Annotated in this window: 18 protein-coding genes and 2 pseudogenes; 10 read left to right on the top strand and 10 right to left on the bottom strand. The window is 55.8% G+C overall.

Annotated features, from left to right (window positions below; all coding sequences use genetic code 11):
- Positions 1–25: 25 nt before the first annotated feature.
- The 3 genes from ACYQ07_RS03280 to ACYQ07_RS03270 are packed head-to-tail and all read right to left on the bottom strand — an operon-like array spanning position 26 to position 2263.
- Positions 26–484, bottom strand: coding sequence for a YeeE/YedE family protein (locus tag ACYQ07_RS03280; protein ID WP_459877306.1), 459 nt, complete (start codon positions 482–484; stop codon positions 26–28).
- Positions 485–1048 (bottom strand): YeeE/YedE family protein, encoded by a 564-nt coding sequence (locus ACYQ07_RS03275; protein ID WP_459877303.1) that lies wholly within the window; start codon positions 1046–1048, stop codon positions 485–487.
- Between the two features lie 21 nt (positions 1049–1069).
- On the bottom strand, positions 1070–2263 hold the full coding sequence (locus ACYQ07_RS03270; RefSeq protein ID WP_459880217.1) for an MBL fold metallo-hydrolase: 1194 nt from the start codon (positions 2261–2263) through the stop codon (positions 1070–1072).
- A gap of 234 nt (positions 2264–2497) precedes the next feature.
- On the opposite strand from ACYQ07_RS03270, the gene ACYQ07_RS03265 reads away from it, so the two are divergent.
- Together ACYQ07_RS03265 and ACYQ07_RS03260 are read left to right on the top strand one after the other, a co-directional pair.
- Entirely contained in the window at positions 2498–2752 is a 255-nt protein-coding gene (locus tag ACYQ07_RS03265) for a sulfurtransferase TusA family protein (RefSeq protein WP_459877300.1), read from the top strand.
- Entirely contained in the window at positions 2753–3340 is a 588-nt protein-coding gene (locus ACYQ07_RS03260) for a DsrE/DsrF/DrsH-like family protein (protein WP_459877297.1), read from the top strand.
- A gap of 353 nt (positions 3341–3693) precedes the next feature.
- Here the strand turns inward: ACYQ07_RS03260 and ACYQ07_RS03255 are convergent, their stop codons facing one another.
- The 4 genes from ACYQ07_RS03255 to rdfA all read right to left on the bottom strand — a co-directional run bounded on the left by ACYQ07_RS03255 (position 3694) and on the right by rdfA (position 7788).
- Complete coding sequence (locus ACYQ07_RS03255; protein WP_459877294.1) at positions 3694–4113, bottom strand: hypothetical protein; 420 nt, start codon at positions 4111–4113, stop codon at positions 3694–3696.
- Entirely contained in the window at positions 4114–4503 is a 390-nt protein-coding gene (locus ACYQ07_RS03250) for a hypothetical protein (RefSeq protein WP_459877291.1), read from the bottom strand.
- Positions 4504–5612: 1109 nt separating this feature from the next.
- Entirely contained in the window at positions 5613–6893 is a 1281-nt protein-coding gene (locus ACYQ07_RS03245) for an RNA-guided endonuclease InsQ/TnpB family protein (protein WP_459877288.1), read from the bottom strand.
- A gap of 259 nt (positions 6894–7152) precedes the next feature.
- A complete protein-coding gene (gene rdfA / locus ACYQ07_RS03240; protein ID WP_459877286.1) occupies positions 7153–7788 on the bottom strand; it encodes a rod-determining factor RdfA in 636 nt (211 codons plus the stop codon).
- A gap of 307 nt (positions 7789–8095) precedes the next feature.
- Here rdfA and ACYQ07_RS03235 point away from each other — a divergent pair, with 307 nt between their 5' ends.
- Positions 8096–8521 carry a DUF7344 domain-containing protein gene (locus ACYQ07_RS03235; RefSeq protein WP_459877283.1) on the top strand — a complete coding sequence of 142 codons (426 nt, stop codon included), beginning with the start codon at positions 8096–8098 and terminating at the stop codon, positions 8519–8521.
- Positions 8522–8759: 238 nt separating this feature from the next.
- Positions 8760–9644 carry an IS1595 family transposase gene (locus tag ACYQ07_RS03230; RefSeq protein ID WP_459880214.1) on the top strand — a complete coding sequence of 295 codons (885 nt, stop codon included), beginning with the start codon at positions 8760–8762 and terminating at the stop codon, positions 9642–9644.
- A gap of 167 nt (positions 9645–9811) precedes the next feature.
- Here ACYQ07_RS03230 and ACYQ07_RS03225 read toward each other — a convergent pair whose 3' ends face one another.
- Entirely contained in the window at positions 9812–11188 is a 1377-nt protein-coding gene (locus ACYQ07_RS03225; protein WP_459877280.1) for a hypothetical protein, read from the bottom strand.
- Positions 11189–11787: 599 nt separating this feature from the next.
- Between ACYQ07_RS03225 and ACYQ07_RS03220 the strand changes: the two are divergent.
- From ACYQ07_RS03220 to ACYQ07_RS03210, 3 genes and pseudogenes are all read left to right on the top strand, one after another.
- A pseudogene (locus ACYQ07_RS03220) lies at positions 11788–12073 on the top strand (AAA family ATPase); the annotation flags it as partial.
- A gap of 80 nt (positions 12074–12153) precedes the next feature.
- Entirely contained in the window at positions 12154–12276 is a 123-nt protein-coding gene (locus ACYQ07_RS03215) for a hypothetical protein (protein WP_008528531.1), read from the top strand.
- 21 nt (positions 12277–12297) lie between these two features.
- Entirely contained in the window at positions 12298–13698 is a 1401-nt protein-coding gene (locus ACYQ07_RS03210; RefSeq protein ID WP_459877277.1) for a hypothetical protein, read from the top strand.
- Between the two features lie 37 nt (positions 13699–13735).
- On the opposite strand, the gene ACYQ07_RS03205 is transcribed toward ACYQ07_RS03210, so the two are convergent.
- A complete protein-coding gene (locus ACYQ07_RS03205; RefSeq protein ID WP_459877274.1) occupies positions 13736–14662 on the bottom strand; it encodes a hypothetical protein in 927 nt (308 codons plus the stop codon).
- Positions 14663–14716: 54 nt separating this feature from the next.
- Here ACYQ07_RS03205 and ACYQ07_RS03200 point away from each other — a divergent pair, with 54 nt between their 5' ends.
- From ACYQ07_RS03200 to ACYQ07_RS03190, 3 genes and pseudogenes are all read left to right on the top strand, one after another.
- Entirely contained in the window at positions 14717–15676 is a 960-nt protein-coding gene (locus tag ACYQ07_RS03200; RefSeq protein WP_459877271.1) for a hypothetical protein, read from the top strand.
- Between the two features lie 133 nt (positions 15677–15809).
- Positions 15810–16434, top strand: a pseudogene (locus ACYQ07_RS03195) (hypothetical protein); the annotation flags it as partial.
- Positions 16435–17220: 786 nt separating this feature from the next.
- Entirely contained in the window at positions 17221–18567 is a 1347-nt protein-coding gene (locus ACYQ07_RS03190) for an orc1/cdc6 family replication initiation protein (RefSeq protein WP_459877268.1), read from the top strand.
- 286 nt (positions 18568–18853) lie between these two features.
- On the opposite strand, the gene ACYQ07_RS03185 is transcribed toward ACYQ07_RS03190, so the two are convergent.
- Positions 18854–19177, bottom strand: coding sequence for a DUF6788 family protein (locus tag ACYQ07_RS03185; RefSeq protein ID WP_459877265.1), 324 nt, complete (start codon positions 19175–19177; stop codon positions 18854–18856).
- Positions 19178–19246: the final 69 nt, after the last annotated feature.

The following is a 19246-nucleotide window of genomic DNA, read 5'->3' as shown; positions in this document are numbered from 1 at the left end:
ATGACCTGATTGTCGCCACGGACCATCAGTCGTCGGACGGTGTGGCCGATCCGGACGTGGTCGATTCGCTGCGGAACACGCCTTGGACGTACGCACCGACGAACATGCCGGCGATGGCCCACAGGATCGTCACGTTGCCGACGCCGAGGCTGGCGTAGGCTGCCCCCGGACAGATTCCGGAGAGCCCCCAGCCGACGCCGAAGACCGACCCGCCGATTAGCACTTTGCGGTCGAGCGACTTCAGACGGCGCCCGTACGGTTGTCCGGTTAGGGGCGCATCGGACCGAAGCTTGGGAACGAGCCAGAACGCGAGGCCGGCGACCGCGGATCCACCGAACATGACGAACAGCAGGCCGAAGTCGTCGAACGTCAGGAAGTTCAACACGACCTCTGGACGGGCCATGTGGCTGAAGCCGAGCCCGAACCCGAAGACGAGCCCACCGAGTAGGATCAGTGGCATGAACAGCGGATGTCGGTCGGCCATCTACGGGCTCACCCCCAGCGCAGCCACGAGGTTTGCAGTGACGATCGCGACCAAGAGGAACGTCGCGACACCGACGAGCGACGTTTTTGACACGGAGCCAACCCCGCAGATCCCGTGGCCGGACGTACACCCCTTCCCGATGCGGGTCCCGATGCCGACGAGAATCCCGCCGAGGAACAGCCGCCATGGCTGAACGTCAGTCAGCCAGATCGTGACGCCAGCGACCTCTCGAAGCTCGCCAGTGTTGCCCGCGGCATAGAGCCCGCTCGTCACGAGCCCGGACTGGAAGGTGAGCGCGTAGATCGCCGCACCGCCCACGATGCCGAGCGTGAACACGACCCGCCAATCCCGAGAGCTGACGAACCTGAACTGCTGGAACCGCTCCCGGTTGGAGACGTACGACAGCGTCGACTCGAGAAACGTACTCGCGCCGGCGGTGATGCCAGTCCCCAGATAGATGAGGACCGTCCCCAATCCGACGAGGATGCCACCGACGGCGTATCGGGAGATCCCGTTGGGAAACAGCGCCTCAAACGTTCCCGCACCGACGAGTTCGGCTATCATCTGCGTCCTCGCGTAGTATCGTTAGTCACTGGTGAGTGCATCCTGACTTGCGGCACAGTTGTTCGGCCCGAGCTCGAGCGTGAATGCCTCCTCGTCGTCAACCTCGTTCGTTCCGAGGTTCGTCCCGATGATCTCCTCGTAATTGGCGGGGCGTGGGGGCATATCCGAGAGAACGAGCTCGACGAACGCGTCTTCGTCCATCGAGAGCGCGTCCATGCGCTGGGTCAGCTCGCCGATGGGTGCCGTGTACGTGCCGTCGCCCGCGGGCTCGGCGGCCTCGCTGAAGTGGGCGCCACCCACGAGTACGTCGTCGTCGAGCGCGAGCACGCGATTCTGCAGGGAGTCGTACAGCGTGCGCGCGGCGTCGGCCGCACCGTCGTCACCCTCCTCAAGGTCGGGTCGAGCGACGCTCTCAATAAACAGCCCATCGCCGGTTGCGAGAAGGCTGTCGTCAAGGAGGAACGATGTCATTCCCGACGTGTGACCGGGCGTGAACACCGTCTCGACCGTCGCGTCGCCGATGGCGAAGGTGTCTCCGTCGCTCGTCAGTGTCACCTCGTCTGTGTAGGTGACACCACGGTCGGCGGCCTCCTTCGGGAGCACAGCCTCGACACCGCGCTCGCCGAGCGCACGGAGTCCGGAGATGTGATCCGCGTGAACGTGCGTGTCGAACGCGTATGTTAGCTCGACGCCGAGCTCTTTGGCGTCCTCGAGATAGCGGTCGGCAAACGCGCGAAGGGGGTCAATCACGGCGGCCTCCTCACCGTCATAGAGGAAGTAGCCGAGACAACCGCTCGATGGACGCTGGTACTGCAGGAGAGTGCCAGCTCCTGTGTAGCCGGTGACTTCGTGTGCCTCGTAAATGGAAGCCCACCCGTTCATCCCCTCTTCGAGGTGATCGACATCGTAGCCACGGTCCGCGAGCGCGCCGGCGACGAACTCGCTTGCGCCCCCTTTCGCACAGAGGACCGTTACATGCTCATCGGCAGGGATCGATGCGAGTACGTCGTCGTCGATCTCCTCGTCGAGAAACTCGAAGTACGGAATATTGATGCTGGTAACCGAATCACCGTCGATCCGCCACTCCTCATAATCGCCCGTCATGCGGGCATCCAGTAGTGTCACGTCCTCTCCGGCGTCGATACGGGCCTTCAACGTCTCGGGAGACACCGACTCGACATCGGATTCCGGAACCGGAAAATCCACGTTTTCCATCATTTCGTACAATACTGTATCGCCTTCACCAACATAAACGTTCGGATAGAAATCCTCTATTCCCACAATATTACCTCCGGCGGTGTCTCTTAAACTCCTTCTTAACCCAATGGAGACCGTTTAATAGTGATCTCTATTCTAAACTGTGCCTCTATATTGGCCATTTGCCACACCATCAGAGTTATACCTTTGCCACTAATATTGTGTAATAGCCACAACAGAGTCTAGATAATCATGAGCACGGAAACTACAGATACGACGCTCGATGTAAAAGGACAGAACTGCCCGATGCCCGTTATCAAGACGAAGGGTGCATTCGACGACCTCGCTGCTGGCGAGACCATTGAGGTCGTCGCTACCGACGCTGGCAGCATGAGCGACATTGCGGGGTGGGCGGAGTCGACGGCTGATGCCGAGCTTGTCGACCAGATCGAGGCCACGGAATCCGGAACGGACGTGTTCAAGCACTACATCCGGAAGGTCGAGTAAATGAGCACCGACGCGCCCCCTACCGACGAGTCAGACGCCGGTGCTCCCTCGGCGGAAGCGGTCGCCGAGCTCCAAGCGCGAGTCGAGGAGCTCGAAGCCGACATCGCAAGCGTGGACACCGACGACGGCCCCGACAAGATGGTCATCATCGCGACGAAGGGGACGCTCGACATGGCATATCCGCCACTCATCCTCGCCAGCACGGCCGCCGCATTCGGATACGAGGTCACCGTCTTCCACACCTTCTGGGGACTCGAAATTCTCCACGAGGAGAACTCAAAGAACTTACAGCTGAGCTCCGTGGGCAATCCCAACATGCCAGTTCCCAACGTCATCGCTGCACTCCCCGGCATGGACCGCATGACGACGCGCATGATGCGCTCGAAGATCGAGGACAACGACGTTGCCTCCGTCGAAGAACTGATCGAAACGGCGATTGCCAGCGGTGTCGACCTTCAAGCCTGCCAGATGACGATCGACCTACTCGAGTATGACGAATCCGACTTCTATGAGGGGGTTACCACCGGAGTCGGCGCCGCCTCCGCGTTTCAGGAAATGGCTGATGCCGACATCCAACTTCTCGTATAAACAGCATGCTCCACACCGATGTGACTGACGACGACACCGTGCGCGTCGCGTCGACGGCGTCGACGCCGAGCTCAACGTTGAGATTGTCGAACACCGACACCGGAACATCAGGCGGGCACTCGATCAGCTCGCCACCGACGAACATGCCGGGTTCAAGCGAAAGCTCCGCTCCACAATCGGAGCGGGCCGGCGCTCGTCGAACGGTTCGCGGAGGAGTTCGACGGTATGGACGAGCTCGCCGAGGCGCCCGCGTTTGAGATTCTGTAAGTCGAAGGGGGTGGGCAAGCGTCTGCCGGCGAAATCAAACAGGATGTGCAGCGGAAGTGTGGTCTCGAGTGAGAAACCTGCGTGACTCACCGGACGCGATCGAGCAGGCTGCCGACGGGCAGTGACGTGTCGAGTGGTGCCATCAACAGCACGCCGGGGGCCGCATGGCAGGGCAGGCCGTCGCCCTCCTGCAAGCCCGTCCCAACGACGGGAATCTGGACGCGGTACCCCGTGGAACCGGAGTGCTGGATGCGCGTTCGGATCCCCGTGTGGATGGAGTCGGTCGCGCTCGTGAGCGCCGCCACTAGATCGGCGCGCTCGGACATGGACACCCGGTCGGTGTCCGCGTCGATCACACAGATCGCGCCGTCGAAGCCGTACGCCACCACGTCAGCGCGGTAGGTGGTATCGCCCTCCGACGTCTCATCGACGAGGCCCGCGCTCCGCGCGGGCTTCGTCACCTGGAGTGCGTAGCCGTTGCCTGTTGACGTGATCTGGTTCGGCATCTACGCGGTCACCTCCTCGGCGCTCGCGACGCTCGCGACGGCTCCGACAGTTGCATACTCCTCGTCGCCGGCGTCCGTCTCGACGAGCTGGAGGAGTGCCGGCATCCCCCAGCCCGCAGAGTCGGACTCCACGACCGTGATCTCACCCTGCATCGTTCCGTGTTGGTGCGCCGGAAGGCCCACGTCGGGAAGAGCCTCAAACGTGACGGCGACTTCCAGCAGGGCGGTGTCGGTCTCGCCCATCGGCTCGTGGGTCACGTCGTCGACAGTGACCGTGTGGGTGCGGTCGTTACCGAGCGTCACCTGGAGGCGCTCGCCGGCGAGCTCGGCGCCGCGCTCCGCAAGGCGTTCGGCGACGTTGCGGACGGGTGTGGGCTGTTCACTCGGCATGGACGCCCCCGTCCACCACGCGTGCGTCGCGAGCCAGGAGGAGCCCGCCCTCGCACCCCGGACACACCGCCCGTCCCTCGGGTGTACCGTTATCGAGTAGCTTGTAGTCGTTCCCTCGCCACGCGCACTCACGACAGGCGTAGCTCGAGCCGTTGTCGCTCGACGCCGTCTCTGTCGTAACGTCTGTGCCCGTCATTTGTGGTCACCTGCGCGCTCGGCGTTCTCCGACGTCACGCTCGTGTGTCATCACATTGTGCTACTTCTAAAGACCACTGGCGGTGATGGACTCAAAACGAGACGATTATGAATCGATCCCATTTGCGAACCGGTGGAGGTGAACACGCTCCTTGAATGAGTCTGTATTGTATCGAACGACCTGCTCGGCGTCAAGAAAAGTTTGAATGTCGGTCTGCACGCTCCGGGCAGGTGGTGACTCATCAAGCCTCTGGATGCTTAAATCGGGTGTCCCAGTTGCCGTGATTTGGCCACCAACTTCATCGCAGTTCGCGTACGTGAATCCCGCTCGTGAGACAGAGTACACCCAGAATTCCTGCTTAGTGACGTAATTCGAGTCAGTGACTGCGATCATGTCCCCGCGAGAAAGTTGAGTGAGATCGGAGATCACTGCTGCATCGGGGTGTTCTGCTATCCAGCGTTTCCGTAACCGGTGGATTTCCTCACGGGAGATGTGTGACTGTTTCCCCGATTTCGACCACTCGAAGGTCTCGTCACAGAGCTTGCAAAGATCCAAATCCGGGGCGTATGTTTGAAACTCGTAGTCATGTTCTCTGTCACACACGTCGCACTCGCGTGGGCCTTGCGGTTCAGATACCGGTGGGCTTGATTCGTCGAGGTTGATCTGATTCCGGAGGTGCTCGATAGAGCGGATGCTCGGCTTCTTCCCCTCTCGGAGATTGTGACACGGTCTACAAAGCGCAATCTGGTTTGACGGGTCGTTGTTGTGTGCGTCGCCGTCGAGGTGGTGAACCTCGAATCCGGTACGTAACTGTGCCTCCCCGCGACCGCAATCCGGACACTGTTGACATCCTCCCCGCGCTGAAGCGCGAGGATTCCCACGGCACCGCGCCGCTGGGTTGGGATATTGTGGTTTACGACGTTACCCGTTCTTGAGGCGCGAATGCGCCAGCTTCCTTGTCAAACAGGAACGTCGATGGCTGTGCCAACCAGCCGTTACTCCTATCCACCGACAAACTCGGTGAACTCGGAGATACTTTTTGTCGGATGTTCTCGGCTCCGTTCACGTCTGCGTTCGCCGTTGTCCCGCACTCGTCGCACACATACAGTCCGCGCTCGACACGATTTGCATCCCGCTTGCGACCACAACATGAACACGACTTCGACGTATCGCGCTCAGACACCTCTTCGACAATGATCCCTTCCATCTCGGCTTTGTAGGTGAGCAACTCCGTGAAGCGGCCGAACGCCCACGAGTGCAAGTCGAGATTGCCATGCTTGCCCCAGTTCTTCGCCTCATCGGTCTCGTCGTCCTTGCGGATGTCAGAGAGGTCGCCGATCACTATCGTGCCGACATCTTCCTCAACACACCGCTGAACGATGTGCTTCGAGAGGGTGTGGAAGTAGTGCGTGCGACGACTCGCTTTTTTCTGGTTCAGCCGCGTGGCTTGTTCAGAGTTCGAATTGTCACACCGGGCGATCCGTTTGCTGAAGTAGTAGTCGTCCTGCTTCAGACAGTTCAGCGGGTACAACTCACTGTAGCCGTCCTCAAAGGCGAGTGCGGCGAAGTTGTTGATACCGAGGTCAATGCCAACTGTCTGTTCGCCGGGCGACTCAGATTCCTCTATTTCAACCTTACACACGAAGTGTAGTTCCCACTCATCGCCTGTCCAAACCGCCTTCACTTGTTGGACGGTCTCCACGGCGGAGAGATCAACGTCGGGACGAGTTTGGAACTCACAGAGGATGAAGTCCGACCAATACTCCTTGAGGTTCGACCCTTGAGAGAGTCGGACGCGGTTGTACTGGGTGTCGAGTTTGAAGCCAGCGGCTTTGAACGTGACCGTTGAGCGCGGGTGTTCGTCACCGTGTTTGCGGTAGCCGGGCGGGTTCGCTCTCGTGTCTCCGTTGCGTCGTTTGCCGTACCACCCACTGAACGCTTCAGCGAGTTCTTGAAGGACTCGCTGACTTGACTGCGAATGCAGGTCATCATAGCGTTCGTGGTTCTTGAGGTACGCGGTGAGTTCGGTGTGGGTTGGTATGTGACCGATCTCGTCCCAAATCCGGCTGCATGTCCACCGCCCGACGTTCCAGAGTTTCGAGGCTGCGAACCCAAGGGCATCAAGATCGTCCGACACCTGTGACTGGTTCCGAATGGAAGCAGTATAGGTGCGCGTGACGACCTGTTTTGCCATACATAACCTATGACAGCAATCCAACTTAACAGTGGTCATTCACAGGGCGTAGAATATCCAGCGATGCCTTCGAGCGATGGACTGTGGAGGAGTTGTCGGATTCATCCCCGCGCTGAAGCGCGAGGCTTTCTCCTTGATTCTCCGTAAGTCTCCGCCGTGGGGCGAAACTAGTCAGCGTGTCCGGTATACCGTCTCGGTATTGCGTGTAGCGGGTGAGCGGCTACTGTGGGGTGATCTCGAGGCCAAGTCCCGAGGCGATTCACGCGTGATCTGCACACTCCGGTGTCGGACAGCCACCGTTTGAGAGGTAGATCAGCAGGTTCGTCTTGGAATGGCAAGCTGGACACTGCGCTGTGACATCGACATCAATGTTCGGTGTTGGGCCATCAATTTCGTCCCGCTGTACCAGTTTCGCGGCTGTGTCCCGATCGATCATCTCCACGCGACCATGGAGTTTACGCAGGGTACTGAGGTATTGGGACTTGTCACGGCTGGTCTTGGTGTACTCGATGCCGCGGATCTCACACAGGTACGTATACACCGTCTGATACGTGACCAGATCCTCTTTGACCTCGCGCAGATCGACATCGCGCTCACCGAATTCCGACTCTGTGAGGCGAGCCTTATCCGTCCCGAGTTTTTCTGCGATCGATTCAACGACCTCACGGTCAAGGATGATGCCTGCGTTCCGGAGGGCAGTATCAGTAACGTGGTAATTGAAGTACGCCGCGAGCTCCCGGGTCGACTTGTCAGGGCCCCCATCGTCCCAGTAGGCAACTAACTCATCACCGATATCATCAAGGCCATATTTTTGTGCGACACGTTCGATCTTCTGCAGTTGTGTTGTGCTGCTCATGGATGAGCACGAGTGGGCCACCGTGGCGACCTCGTACACATACTCGTTGGAACCGACCCACAGTATCTGTGCTGCGCACAATCATATCAAAAAGTAGATATAAGCACGACACAGGCCGTTGACGAGAGCGCCGTGAGACAAGTTTGTGGTGCTTGATTGGTGGGCTCATTCTGCCCACGAAAACCAATGGATCGACAAGCTCAGGCCATAGGTGGCCTCCAACAGTTGCAGACACTCTCACTACTCTCTCGAGTAGTGATCGCAAAATCCGGTCTCAAGCGACATCTTGATCCAACAGCGGCCCAGCACGCAAACTTCGAGTACGACTACGCACAGAAGAGACCAGATGGTACCGAACCACTCCCCGCTGTCGATCCCACTGCCATCACGACATTTCATGGAGATTCCAATGAGTGACACGCCTTCTCGTAATCAGCCTGAGCGCGCGGCAGATGCCGATATCCACCAACTGCTCTCTAGCTCTCGTCGCCGCCGTACGATCTGGTGTCTCGCGATTGCCGACACATGGGAGATGCCACTACGGCATGTGGCTTCACACGTGGCTGCCTTCGAGCAAGAAGAGTCAGCAACCCAACTCCCACGAAGTGAGGCCACAGCGATGTATCACAGTCTCAAACGGGATCACACCGGGCCACTCGTATCACTAGACGTAATTACTGTTGGAGATCAAGAGATGATCAGCCCCGGGTTGCGGTTCTTTGAGATCCTCCCACTGCTTGCTCGCACCAAAGTACTAGAACACGACCGCTGATCTTGTACTCGCTCTATCGAACGTAGTCGGCGACTCATTAATGACTGCAAGGCGGAAACCCGCGTCTTCAGGCGCGAGAGGAAGCCGACAACACGGACACAAACCACGTTCGATGGCAGGCTGACTCCCCAACGCCAGCCCAAATAATTATAAACGCTCTTGTGAAGTAGATTGTTGATGGCGGGAGCAGCGGCTCAAAGTCGAAGAGGGCAAGGGCACCGCGCTAGCGGTGCCCGATATGTTCCCTGTGAACCGATTCGTGTCGGAATCGGCTGCCGCGGACCTGCTCCAGCAGGTCCGCTGGCGTGACGGTGTCGAATGCCCCCGCTGCCGTTCTGACCTGACGGTCAGAAACGGCAGCTATCGGGTGTATCAGCGGTATCTGTGTAAGAATTGTGGTCGCACATTCAACGATAAGACCGACACAATTTTCGCTCATTCGAAGCTCACACTCAAAGAGTGGTACTTCACGATTTGCGTGTTCTTACGCTTCAACACGAGCATTCGGCAGATCGAGGCTGAACTCGATCTCTCGTACAGAACGGTAAGACAGCGCGTCGAGCGCTTTGCTAGAGCGCTCGACGCGCCTTCGCTCACGCTGTCTGGCCCGGTCGAAATCGACGAAGTGTACGTCTCTGCGGGGCTGAAAGGCCGCGAGCGCGACCAGAAGTCGCGCTCGCGTGGCCTGTCCACGCGCGGTCGTGGCTCGTACGAGGGAGACAAACCACCGGTGTTCACGCTCGTTGATCGCGGCAACGACCAGCGGTACGTCGTGCCAGCGAAATCCGCCGACGAATCGACGGTTCGGCTCCTGCTCGCGGACCACGAAGAGGAGCCGCTGACGGTGTATACCGACGGATTTCGCGCGTACGACCCGCTTGAGAAGGACGACGCATTCGCCCGCGAATACGTCGTCCACGGCGATGGTGAGTACGCTGATGGAGATGTGCACGTCAATACCTGCGAGAGCCACGGGTCGCTGGTGCGACCGTGGCTCTCGCCGCATCGAGGAGTCTCGAAAGACAAGCTAACACCGTATCTCAGAGCGTTTCAGCTTCGGCGTGAACTCTATAGAAAACCGGGTGATGAAGCGCTCAAACATGCTATCGATGCTGCGCTCTGAAAATCAACAACGTGCTTCACAAGAGCGATCACCAGCACGCTCTTGTGTAGTACATTGTTGATAGAGAGCCCTCTTGCGATTCTGTTGTGAGCTGGACGAAGAAAGAACTGGCGCTGCAGCGGCTCTAACGGCCAGCTACTGAGTGGCGTCTGCAACGAGAGGGTGTATCAACAATCTCCTACGGAAGAGCGTTGTTCGTTAATATCCGGGATGGACGCACCCTGAGATGCAACTAGATCAAGATAATCCAGAATGAGGTCTGCATAGAGTTCGCGAGCGTGGATAAGAAATGTACTGGCAACGAATACCTCATCATCGACTGAGATCAGGTTTCTACCGGTCGGTTCGTCTGGAAGTGTTGTATCCTTATGCACGACCTTGTTCCGGTAGTCGTACAGCGTTCTGAAGAACTCCCCAATCCGTTCTGACGACCAATTGCGAGCGTTCTGCTCACCCAGAAGCACTGCCGTCCGAACACCGAGCCGATATTTGTTCCCGCCAGGAGAGCCACCTTTCAACACGGTTGTTTCGCAGCCAACGACGCAGTCGACTAATTGATCCTCAAGGGACTCCCGGCTGAACATTCGCTCGAACCGGGACAGCGGGTTCTGAAACTTGTCATGGTCGGGTGCGATTCGACGCCGATGATCTCTCCACAGCCGGGGGATCTCCAAGGCACGATCCTCAGCGATATGGGTTCCTGTCGTCGAACTTGGGCACTCGAATTTGAGTTCAAAGGTGACTGGTGCCGTAATCCCACGGTACGTTTTCCAGCCGGGCACTACGTTGTAGCCCTTCTCGTAGCCAACAGTCCCCATCGGGTAGAGAAGTCGCAGACACCGGCGAACGCTTCCCGCGAGATACTCGATCACGTCGGTCAATTGCTGCCAGGGATAGACATCAACCGGTGTGACATCGAATTCGGGACGTTCCCAGGGCGTGATTTCGGTGTCATCGATCTCGCGAGCGATATCCCGATAAGGCCGGCGGCGACGGAGGACGATTTCTAGCGCTGCGTTCGGGCCGCATGCACCGAGCGTCTCGACTGGTTCGAGGACGCTCGTCCCCGAAGCTTCGTACGTCGCGATTCCGGCTTCCTCCAGACGGTCTAAGGGGCGAATCCGGAGCGTGTCAACGGCGTATGGTCCCAGATAGTCCGGGCTACCTTGGATCTCCGTTTCGAGGTTGATCGTGATGTCTGGCTCGATGGAGGTGTTCTTCAGAACGAGCAGGAATCGGGAGTACTCTCGATCGGTGAATCGGGGGTCGAACTGCTCCTTGAAGGCGGCTGCGAAGGCATCCTCGTCGTACTGAAACTCGCCGGCGTAATTCAACACGACACCGACGAACTCGAACAGCCCCCGCTCGATAGATTCGACACGGTTGGCTTCGGATAACTGATTGTCGTCGGGAGGATCCGGGAGCTGATCGTAGATGCGCTGGGCCGCCTCTATAAATTCACCAGCATAGAGTGTATCGAAGAGGTCACCGTCGTCGAAGCGGTCGCCGGGAGTTGGTACCGAAACCTCCTCGGTGTTCTGCATAAACCCGCCAGCACTCAGTTGATGGAACGTCCGTGTAGGTGGATCGACATCTACGTCGGAGTGCCGTTCGATGACAGCTTGGACTCCATTTTTGATTAGCGGGCGTACATCAGCGCCCCACTCAGGTGGCATTCTATCGATACCACTCTATCCTCCCACTTAGTTCATCGTTAGGCCGTCTGATTCTCGTCCGACGCATCTGTCGCGTCATCATCCACTGGTCGCTTGGGCAACTCGTCCGAGACCTCCGTGATTTCTCGATAGAGGTGTAAGAATACGTAGCCGAGACCAAACACCCACGCTACGAACACAGCTATCGAGCGCACTCCCGCTGGTCCGATCTCCGGTGCTAGCCCCAAGACCCGGAGGAGGTACGCAAGCGAAGGCACAACGATCGCCAAGAGAATCGCGATCACACTCGCTTTGAGAGTTCCTGTTACATTCGCTGGGTCGAGGGCTTCGTATCGACTCACGAGTCGCTGTCGTTCGTCGGTGAGTGCTTCCCGTCGACTCCGAAGTTGGAGCCAGCGGCGATAATTTCGATTGTACCGTCTGGCGCTCCGGATGTCGGCTTGGACGTTCGCCGCCTGCGACATTCTCTGAATGCCGCCGAGGATACTCGCGCCCAGATCAAATAGAAGAGCCTCGACTCGCTCACTCTGTATCAGGGGGTCATCTACAACACCGTTCACGAGCACGGCCCGGTCAAGCCGAGCGAGATCAACGGGCACTATTCCGAAGATCCCGATGATCCGCGAACCAAGCGAATCCGTTTGGACAGATCCATCAAAGATGACTCAATACAACCTCTTCGAAGCAAACCGATCCAGCCGAGATCAGGAATACACAGCTATCGACCAACCATCACCCACATTTGCTGAGTAGATAGGGGCTGATAGGTCGTGTTTTGTTGAGCAAAAATGTATCCCCGTGATTTATTACTGCAGGAGCAACTATATTTCACTATGAGCGCAAAGGGTCAGCTCCGTCGGTTCGAGAACAGGGCGCAGTTGCTGCGCCATATCTCTGAGGAGACCGGCACTGACATCGACACGCTTTGGGACGAGTACGAAGCCCAGGTCGAATAGAGCTCTTTGCAATTTTGACGCGTGGGCGACTATACTGATCTCGACTTATCGTTCGCAATAGACACAGAGACAGTCTCTCTGAGCCCTATCGGGGAATACCAAGTTCTCGATTTGGAAGGGCCGGTCGTCATCGTTGGAGATGCGTCTTACCGCGTTGTTCCAGTCGGTGAAAACCCCGACCTGTCAGAAGATGTCCGAGAACTTAGCGTCGACGAGATACGTGCTGCTCTTAACGAGCTCGCTGACAACGACGACTTTCAGTCAATCGTAGACAATTGCCCGACGAATACGCCGCTCGTCTACGACGACATCGATTATTTGACTCGCCATCTCCCCACAAATTCACTCCAGAAGTGCCAGGAGCTGAGTGAGAGCACCCCTTTCGATAAGGAGTTACTACTCCAAGTTGCATACGTAGAACGCCAAAACTCTCTAGTCGGGCACTCAGACAACGTCCTCGAGTATTATCTCGAACAGCGTGCTGAAATAGCTGAAAAAATCCGGTCCACCGACGAGATCGACAGCGAAGTTGAACGGTCATTCTTTTCGTATCTACTCCTTGCCTCAGCACTCATCGAAGAGTTGACGACGGAAACGGTCCTGAACGAACTCTTTCGCGAGGAAGCTCGTCTCGACAGCATCACAGAGCACGTTCGGAGTGTGGGGCACGCTAAGCGATTAGAGAAACTCTGTGATATCCAAATACTGACCGAGGGTGACCACGGGTCCCTTATCGAGGTCAAAGAACGCAGAAACAACCTCGTCCACGACGCGCAGAAACGTGCAGGCCTTGACGAACTCGAGTCGCGTCGCGAAGTCGCACAGATCCTTGAGAAGACTGATCGATGTGCGTCCGTGCTACTGACGATCTCGGGAAAGAACATCGAATCAGCCATCGCGAAGCGAGGATGTGCGCCCTACATCGAACACGCTCAATCTGAGGCTGTAGCTGATACAATCACGACCTGGGAACAGGAGTATCCAGAGCTCCTGTCGAGACTTCACGACTGTGAAAGAGCGGCCCTCGACGAGATTCGCTGGGATACCGAAGAGAATGACCCTGGGAACAACATCACGGAGGGGTTCACGTTTGATGGCTTTGATGACGAGGAACTGTATGAGATACTGCTGAAGTTTGTCGGTGATGCTTCGAAGGCGTTCATCGACCGTATTGATGCCGATGCGAACGAGAGCAATCTAGATCGCTTCGATTTCGCGTTGATGGTGCTGCTCTGTGCTGGTCACAGTTACGAGGATATTGCCCGCTGGCTGGATACCGATAAAAAGTACGTCCAGCGGAAAGAGAATGTGATCGCCTGGAGAGCTTCGAAGTTCGAGAAGGATTTGGTAGAGGAGATCCCTCGTCCAGAGGGGCCAATATGGCCATCTGAAACGAAATCAGATGATCAGAATAGTTACTAGACAGATAACCCTATGCCAAAAAATGGGCTACAGTACCTCAAATCCTTGAGTCTGTATACGGAGAGGCCAATCGGAAGAAATCAAGTTCGCCTCTAAACTGAGCGACGGCGTTCATAATCACTGAATCTACGTCCACATCTGCTGTCACAACCTCGTACGTATCCCCGACAAACTGTTGATACTCGTGTACAATCTCTTCTGTCTTCCCACGAATCTCTCTAACCCCAAGATCTGTGAACTCCCAGAGTAGCCCAAGCGTCTGTATCGCCATTGACGTGAGATACGTCACGAACTCTTCCGGGGCCCGAAGCCCAGCTGGGACAATTCCACGGATGACGTAGTGGATCTCACTCAATATGATCCGGTGAAGCCCTTTCAGCGTCGTGTCAATCGTCCCTGAGAACCCACTGTGCCGGAGTGAATAGAGGAACCGATTGTTCAGATATCTCGTACCCCGCCAAGCAATCTGATAGTTGATCGGCGTGGTAAACAGGATCGCCTCCGTGACAAATAGGCCAATCGCCCGATAGAATTCGTGAAACCGCTCAGCTGCAATGTCCCGAATTGACTCAACTGAACCACGAGCGTGATCTAGATTGTTTGCAGTAATCAGGAGGTTATGCGTCGCAATCACGAGGGCAACACCGGAATTCAACTGCGCACCGGTCATCGCAAGGCGGGTGAGTTTGCTGTGTCCAAGACCGATGTTGAGACTATCTTCGACAACTTCGACGGTTTTCCGCGTTCGCTGGAGGCTCCGATCGGTTGTACTGAAAAAGGCATTCACGTCTTCGCCACCACCTTCAGTCGGGAGTTCTGTGTCATCAAGTTCTTCGTAGATTGTAGAGAGATCACCAGCAAGTTGGACTGACTGGACACGTCGCTCATCGCGTGCATGTACCCGCAGTCCAGATTGGATTGTTGACTGTATCTCAGACAGTCGTTCCGGGTCTGGCTCTGCCATAGTTGGGTTGTTGAGCCGGGAGAATTTAAGTATTGTAGACAAGTAAGTCAGGTAATGGATGATCTGAATAGGTTTTTTGAAGACATAGATGCGGAAGATGTTCGCGAGCAGATCACGCGACGTCGGCTTCTGGTCGGTGGTGCTGCTATCGGTGGAGCACCGCTATTACTTGGTCAGAACACGGAAACAGAACCTACCCCAGAAGATCAGATCAAGACGGCTGAGACGCGATTCGCAAGGGTAGCTACAACGTTGAACGAGGCTGATGTCGCAGATCCAAATTCAAGCTGGGATCTTCACAACGAAGTTGAATCGGGACTTAATACGGTCAATCAGGTTCTCAGCGAAGACTTTCCTGATGATCCGAAAATCAAACAGCGGCTCAGCGCACTTCGTACCGCAACAGGGTACTATAGTACACTTCTGACATCGTTGGGTGCCGCAGACTCCCTCTACATTTCGGTTGGGGAGTCCGAACTCGAAGTCCTCAATCACACAGGGGAACTTGATTATAATCCGACTTCCAAATTAGACACCGCTTCTTTCGAGCAGTCAATATCACAACTGTCGGACGCCAAAAAATCGCCAAGCGAGGTCACATCGGAGGGCCGAACACTTGTTCCGAACCAGCAGGCGGTTCTTGGGTCCCTTCGTACCCAACGAGAGGTCTTTGATCGACATATTCGGGCCCAACAATCGTTTTTAGATTCTGCTACTGCTATTGAAACAGGTATCCGAGCCTACGAGCAGTCACGGTTTGATGATGCAGAAGCCAATCTGACCGATGCTCAAGATGCGCTTCGCCCAGATATTTCAGGAACAGAGGGAGCCCATCAGTTGTCCAACATGGGTTTGACACTCGGCCAGTATAGCGAGTTGTTTAGCCTCCGTCAGGATGGAGTTGATCAGGTTCTTGATGCCAGTCGGGAATCTATTTCAGAAGATGAACGACAGGCCGCGATCAATTCGGCTCTTAACACCTTTTTTGAGGCACGCAATCTGATTCCTCGCTAAGTTAGACTCCGTCAGACAGCACGTATTCACCGATGTCTGACCGTTGGTTTGGCAATAGTCAGGAGTGTCCCAAGCATTCAAAAGATAACTACTATTGAGTAGACCCACCGGCGTGGGCTTCCGTCTCGTACATTCGAGCCTCTATCCGAACCTCATGCACCCGAAACATTTCGTCCGACATTATCCGGTGTGAATGCCACAGCGCTCGCGAGGTTGTTCCCGATCTCGGGTACCCTATCTGCGATAAGCGGGGCCACCTAGTCGACGTGCTACAGCCGATCATCGACGCTCGCAACGAGATCATGGCGATCATCAATCACGAGCGCGAGAGCAACGCAGGCGACGACGAGTTCGAGATTAGAGACATCGAAGCCTGGCAGCGCTCAACTCCACCGTTGATCGGGGCCATCTAGTGCGATTTTCTCGAACGATTTGACGCGACTCGGCCTCCGGACGCCGTACTCGAATGTCTCCAAGACGCTATCAAGCGCCTCCACGCTAGAACGGTGGCGGTTGAACAACTCGTCGAGCGGAATCGTGTCTCCAAGCGATTCGAAGGATATACGCAGAGCACCCAGAATATAGCGTTACTAAAACGGGCTCGCGAGAAGGACGTCGCTGTTCATCCAGGACAGGACATTGAGTACGTCGTCGTTGATGACGAGAAAACCTCGCGAGAACGGGTCGCGTTGGCTCACGAGGAGATCAAGTCGTACGATGCGTTGTACTACGAGACGCAACTCTTCAGAGGTATCGAAGTGTGCTGTTACCAACATAGTGATTCACCGGGAGTGGGTTTGTTGGTTAACTATGACCCCTACGAGGTCGAACCCCCACACCCCGTGTGCGATATGAAATTGGAGAGATTGCGGGACGGGGTGATTGGGAAGAGAGACCCGGAGACATCAGAAACCACGATTATTACAGGGAAGAGGTCTCAAAGACAGCAATATCAGGATAGGCTATTCCCTAGAGAAATATTTATATAGCCACTCTGTCAACCATAGCCGCAATAAGGCTAAAGTCGGTTGAATCGAAACAGTATGTTTCGTTACATAACCGAACTCATCTGTAGCTTTAGTCCTTCGTGAGATAGATGTCTTCGTCGGTTAACCGTCTTCTTGTGAACTCTCTCACCAATATCCCAACTCTTTGGATGGTTCGTCCTTGGCTACCCTTTCGCTAAATTCATATCGCACACGGGGTGTGGGGGTAACTTAGCAACGAGATCCAATTCCACTCGAGATACTCAAAGGGTATTTTCGGTACTATTTGATCCAGAAAACGTCTGGTATTTCATTTTGTACACGGGGAGTACCTCTGCCGAACTCTTCTGTCCCGCCTTGGCATCGACAGCTGTTCGATGACCTGATCGACATTTCATATCGCACACGGGGGGTCACTACGACTAATTGATTTCGCCCGCGGTTACGGTGTTACTCCGTCTACCCTTCGTGAAACGGTCTGTATCGGAAGAATTCAGCAAATTTAATCTCGCACACGGTACCCATATCTATTTATAGTTTCGACCTAACTGCGCAATTATGGCTGACGGCGACGATCAACAGTCCCTCTCACAATCCATCAAAGGCCGCCTCCAGGAGGGCGTTCAGAACTCGGTTTTTCGAGATAAGGGCCTTCTTGACCCTGATGCCGTCATCGACGAGGACCGAATCGTCGGTCGTGATGACCAGCTTGACGACGTCATCACCTATCTTCGACCGGCATTACAGGGGAACCGTCCGCCCAATATGCTTCTCTACGGCCCGTCGGGGACGGGGAAGTCACTCATCACCAACGCAGTCTGTCAGCAGGTTCTTGAACTCGCGAACGCCCAAAACGACCGTTTTGGCGTTATTAAGACCAACTGTCAGACAATCAAATCGCATGATAGGGCCGTCTATCGTCTTGTAGAAAACGCAGCCAATGAAGCCGATGTCGAAGTCGGTGTTCCGCAGAGTGGCGTCTCGACAGACCAGAAACTCAGCCGGTTCTATGAGATCCTGAGTAATAACTTCGACTCGGTCATCATCATCTTGGATGAGGTTGACCTTTTGGTGGGACGACAACGGGACCCGAACGACGAACCAGCATACTCAAAACTGCTTTATCAACTCTCTCGGGCATCACAACTCGGTCAAATCGAGGGGCACGTGTCCGTTGCTGCGCTTACAAATGATCCCCGGTTCATGGAGAACCTTGACGGCCGGGCTGAGAGCTCGTTCAATCCGCAAGATGTCGTCTTCTCGGATTACGATGCGGATCAACTACAGTCCATTCTAAGACGACGTCGTGACGCGTATCGAGACGGTGTCCTTGAAAATGGTATCATTCCACTTAGCTCAGCGTTTGCGGCACAAGACCATGGTGACGCGCGGAAAGCGATCGATCTATTCCGGAAAGCAGGCGAGATTGCAGACCGTGAAGGCGAAGATACAGTCCATGAAGGACACGTTCGTGATGCCCAGAAAGAAGCGGAACGGGATCGGACGTTGACTCAGATGCAGGGACTGTCGACCCAAAAGAAGCTCTCGCTTTACGCTACTGCCATTGTCCCCGTCTACTCGCAACGCAACCTGAACGCCGTTCCCAGCACGGTCGCGTACCGCGTATATCAGTACCTTACTGACTTACTTGACGCTGATACAAAATCGCGTGACTCCTACCTCCGGTATATGAGTGAAGCAGAGACATACAACTTTGTTACCTCAGAAAAGCGGGGACGCGGCTACGGGAGTGGCGTTCACAAGGAGTACACGTTTGTTGATGATCCGGGTGTGGTTGCTGAAACTCTTCGAGCTGACATCCGGATCGAAGAGGCAGACGATGAAGGCGATCTAATCAAATCTGTTGTCAACGTACAGATAGATGACTTCTTCGAAGGAAAGTAGCGCTTAGTGACGTTGTTGTCACAACTGGATTCATTTCGCACACGGGGTGTGATGTCGTTAGAATTCCTGTTGCTATCTATTGGTATGTCTGACAACCATATACACGATTTCATTTCGCACACGGGGTGTCTCCGCTTGATTCGTCAACTGATTCATCTCTCATACGGGGTCCGTCCCGAATCAGCGTAGAATCATTTCGCACACGGGGGGTGCCAATCAGATCTCTTTGCGGATTTCATTTCGCACACGGGGTGTCTGGGCATCAATATCCGGCTAGCCACTTGTTCTACTCGTCAGGATCGACCGGTGACTTATATTTGGACTTGACTTGGTCCCCCTCTCGCCACTGCCAGTAGTAGTAGCGATTGTCGTTGATCTCCTTGATCGTGATCGTCGCTTTGGCCGGGACGTCATCCGGAAGATCGTCTGGTCGCTCTTCGACCTCTTCTTGATCTGCCGATTCCTCGAGACGGACCTCTCGTTCCTGGTGCTCGGCGAGCGCTTCAGCGTACGTCGCAATGTCTCGGAGCTGCTCCGGGTCCGACTCGTTGAGCGTGTTGATGATCTCCGTCGGGAGGTTCGCTGGTGGGGTCGGGGGTTCGTAGGACATCGGCTACTCTCGTGTTAACCAACACGACCCACTGATCCATAGTTTTGTTGGTTAAGACGATGGAGTTGG

Source organism: Halorubrum gandharaense (assembly GCF_054654575.1).
Note: the sequence above shows the minus strand (reverse complement) of the source record. Positions and strands in the feature narration are given on the sequence as shown.

Bases quoted from the DNA above. Each gene is read 5' to 3' on its own strand.
- ACYQ07_RS03280 (WP_459877306.1), bottom strand. From the start codon at position 484: ATGGCCGACCGACATCCGCTGTTCATGCCACTGATCCTACTCGGTGGG.
- ACYQ07_RS03275 (WP_459877303.1), bottom strand. From the start codon at position 1,048: ATGATAGCCGAACTCGTCGGTGCGGGAACGTTTGAGGCGCTGTTTCCC.
- ACYQ07_RS03270 (WP_459880217.1), bottom strand. From the start codon at position 2,263: ATGGAAAACGTGGATTTTCCGGTTCCGGAATCCGATGTCGAGTCGGTG.
- ACYQ07_RS03265 (WP_459877300.1), top strand. From the start codon at position 2,498: ATGAGCACGGAAACTACAGATACGACGCTCGATGTAAAAGGACAGAAC.
- ACYQ07_RS03260 (WP_459877297.1), top strand. From the start codon at position 2,753: ATGAGCACCGACGCGCCCCCTACCGACGAGTCAGACGCCGGTGCTCCC.
- ACYQ07_RS03255 (WP_459877294.1), bottom strand. From the start codon at position 4,113: ATGCCGAACCAGATCACGTCAACAGGCAACGGCTACGCACTCCAGGTG.
- ACYQ07_RS03250 (WP_459877291.1), bottom strand. From the start codon at position 4,503: ATGCCGAGTGAACAGCCCACACCCGTCCGCAACGTCGCCGAACGCCTT.
- ACYQ07_RS03245 (WP_459877288.1), bottom strand. From the start codon at position 6,893: ATGGCAAAACAGGTCGTCACGCGCACCTATACTGCTTCCATTCGGAAC.
- ACYQ07_RS03235 (WP_459877283.1), top strand. From the start codon at position 8,096: ATGGTACCGAACCACTCCCCGCTGTCGATCCCACTGCCATCACGACAT.
- ACYQ07_RS03230 (WP_459880214.1), top strand. From the start codon at position 8,760: ATGTTCCCTGTGAACCGATTCGTGTCGGAATCGGCTGCCGCGGACCTG.
- ACYQ07_RS03225 (WP_459877280.1), bottom strand. From the start codon at position 11,188: ATGCAGAACACCGAGGAGGTTTCGGTACCAACTCCCGGCGACCGCTTC.
- ACYQ07_RS03215 (WP_008528531.1), top strand. From the start codon at position 12,154: ATGAGCGCAAAGGGTCAGCTCCGTCGGTTCGAGAACAGGGCGCAGTTG.
- ACYQ07_RS03205 (WP_459877274.1), bottom strand. From the start codon at position 14,662: ATGGCAGAGCCAGACCCGGAACGACTGTCTGAGATACAGTCAACAATC.
- ACYQ07_RS03200 (WP_459877271.1), top strand. From the start codon at position 14,717: ATGGATGATCTGAATAGGTTTTTTGAAGACATAGATGCGGAAGATGTT.
- ACYQ07_RS03190 (WP_459877268.1), top strand. From the start codon at position 17,221: ATGGCTGACGGCGACGATCAACAGTCCCTCTCACAATCCATCAAAGGC.
- ACYQ07_RS03185 (WP_459877265.1), bottom strand. From the start codon at position 19,177: ATGTCCTACGAACCCCCGACCCCACCAGCGAACCTCCCGACGGAGATC.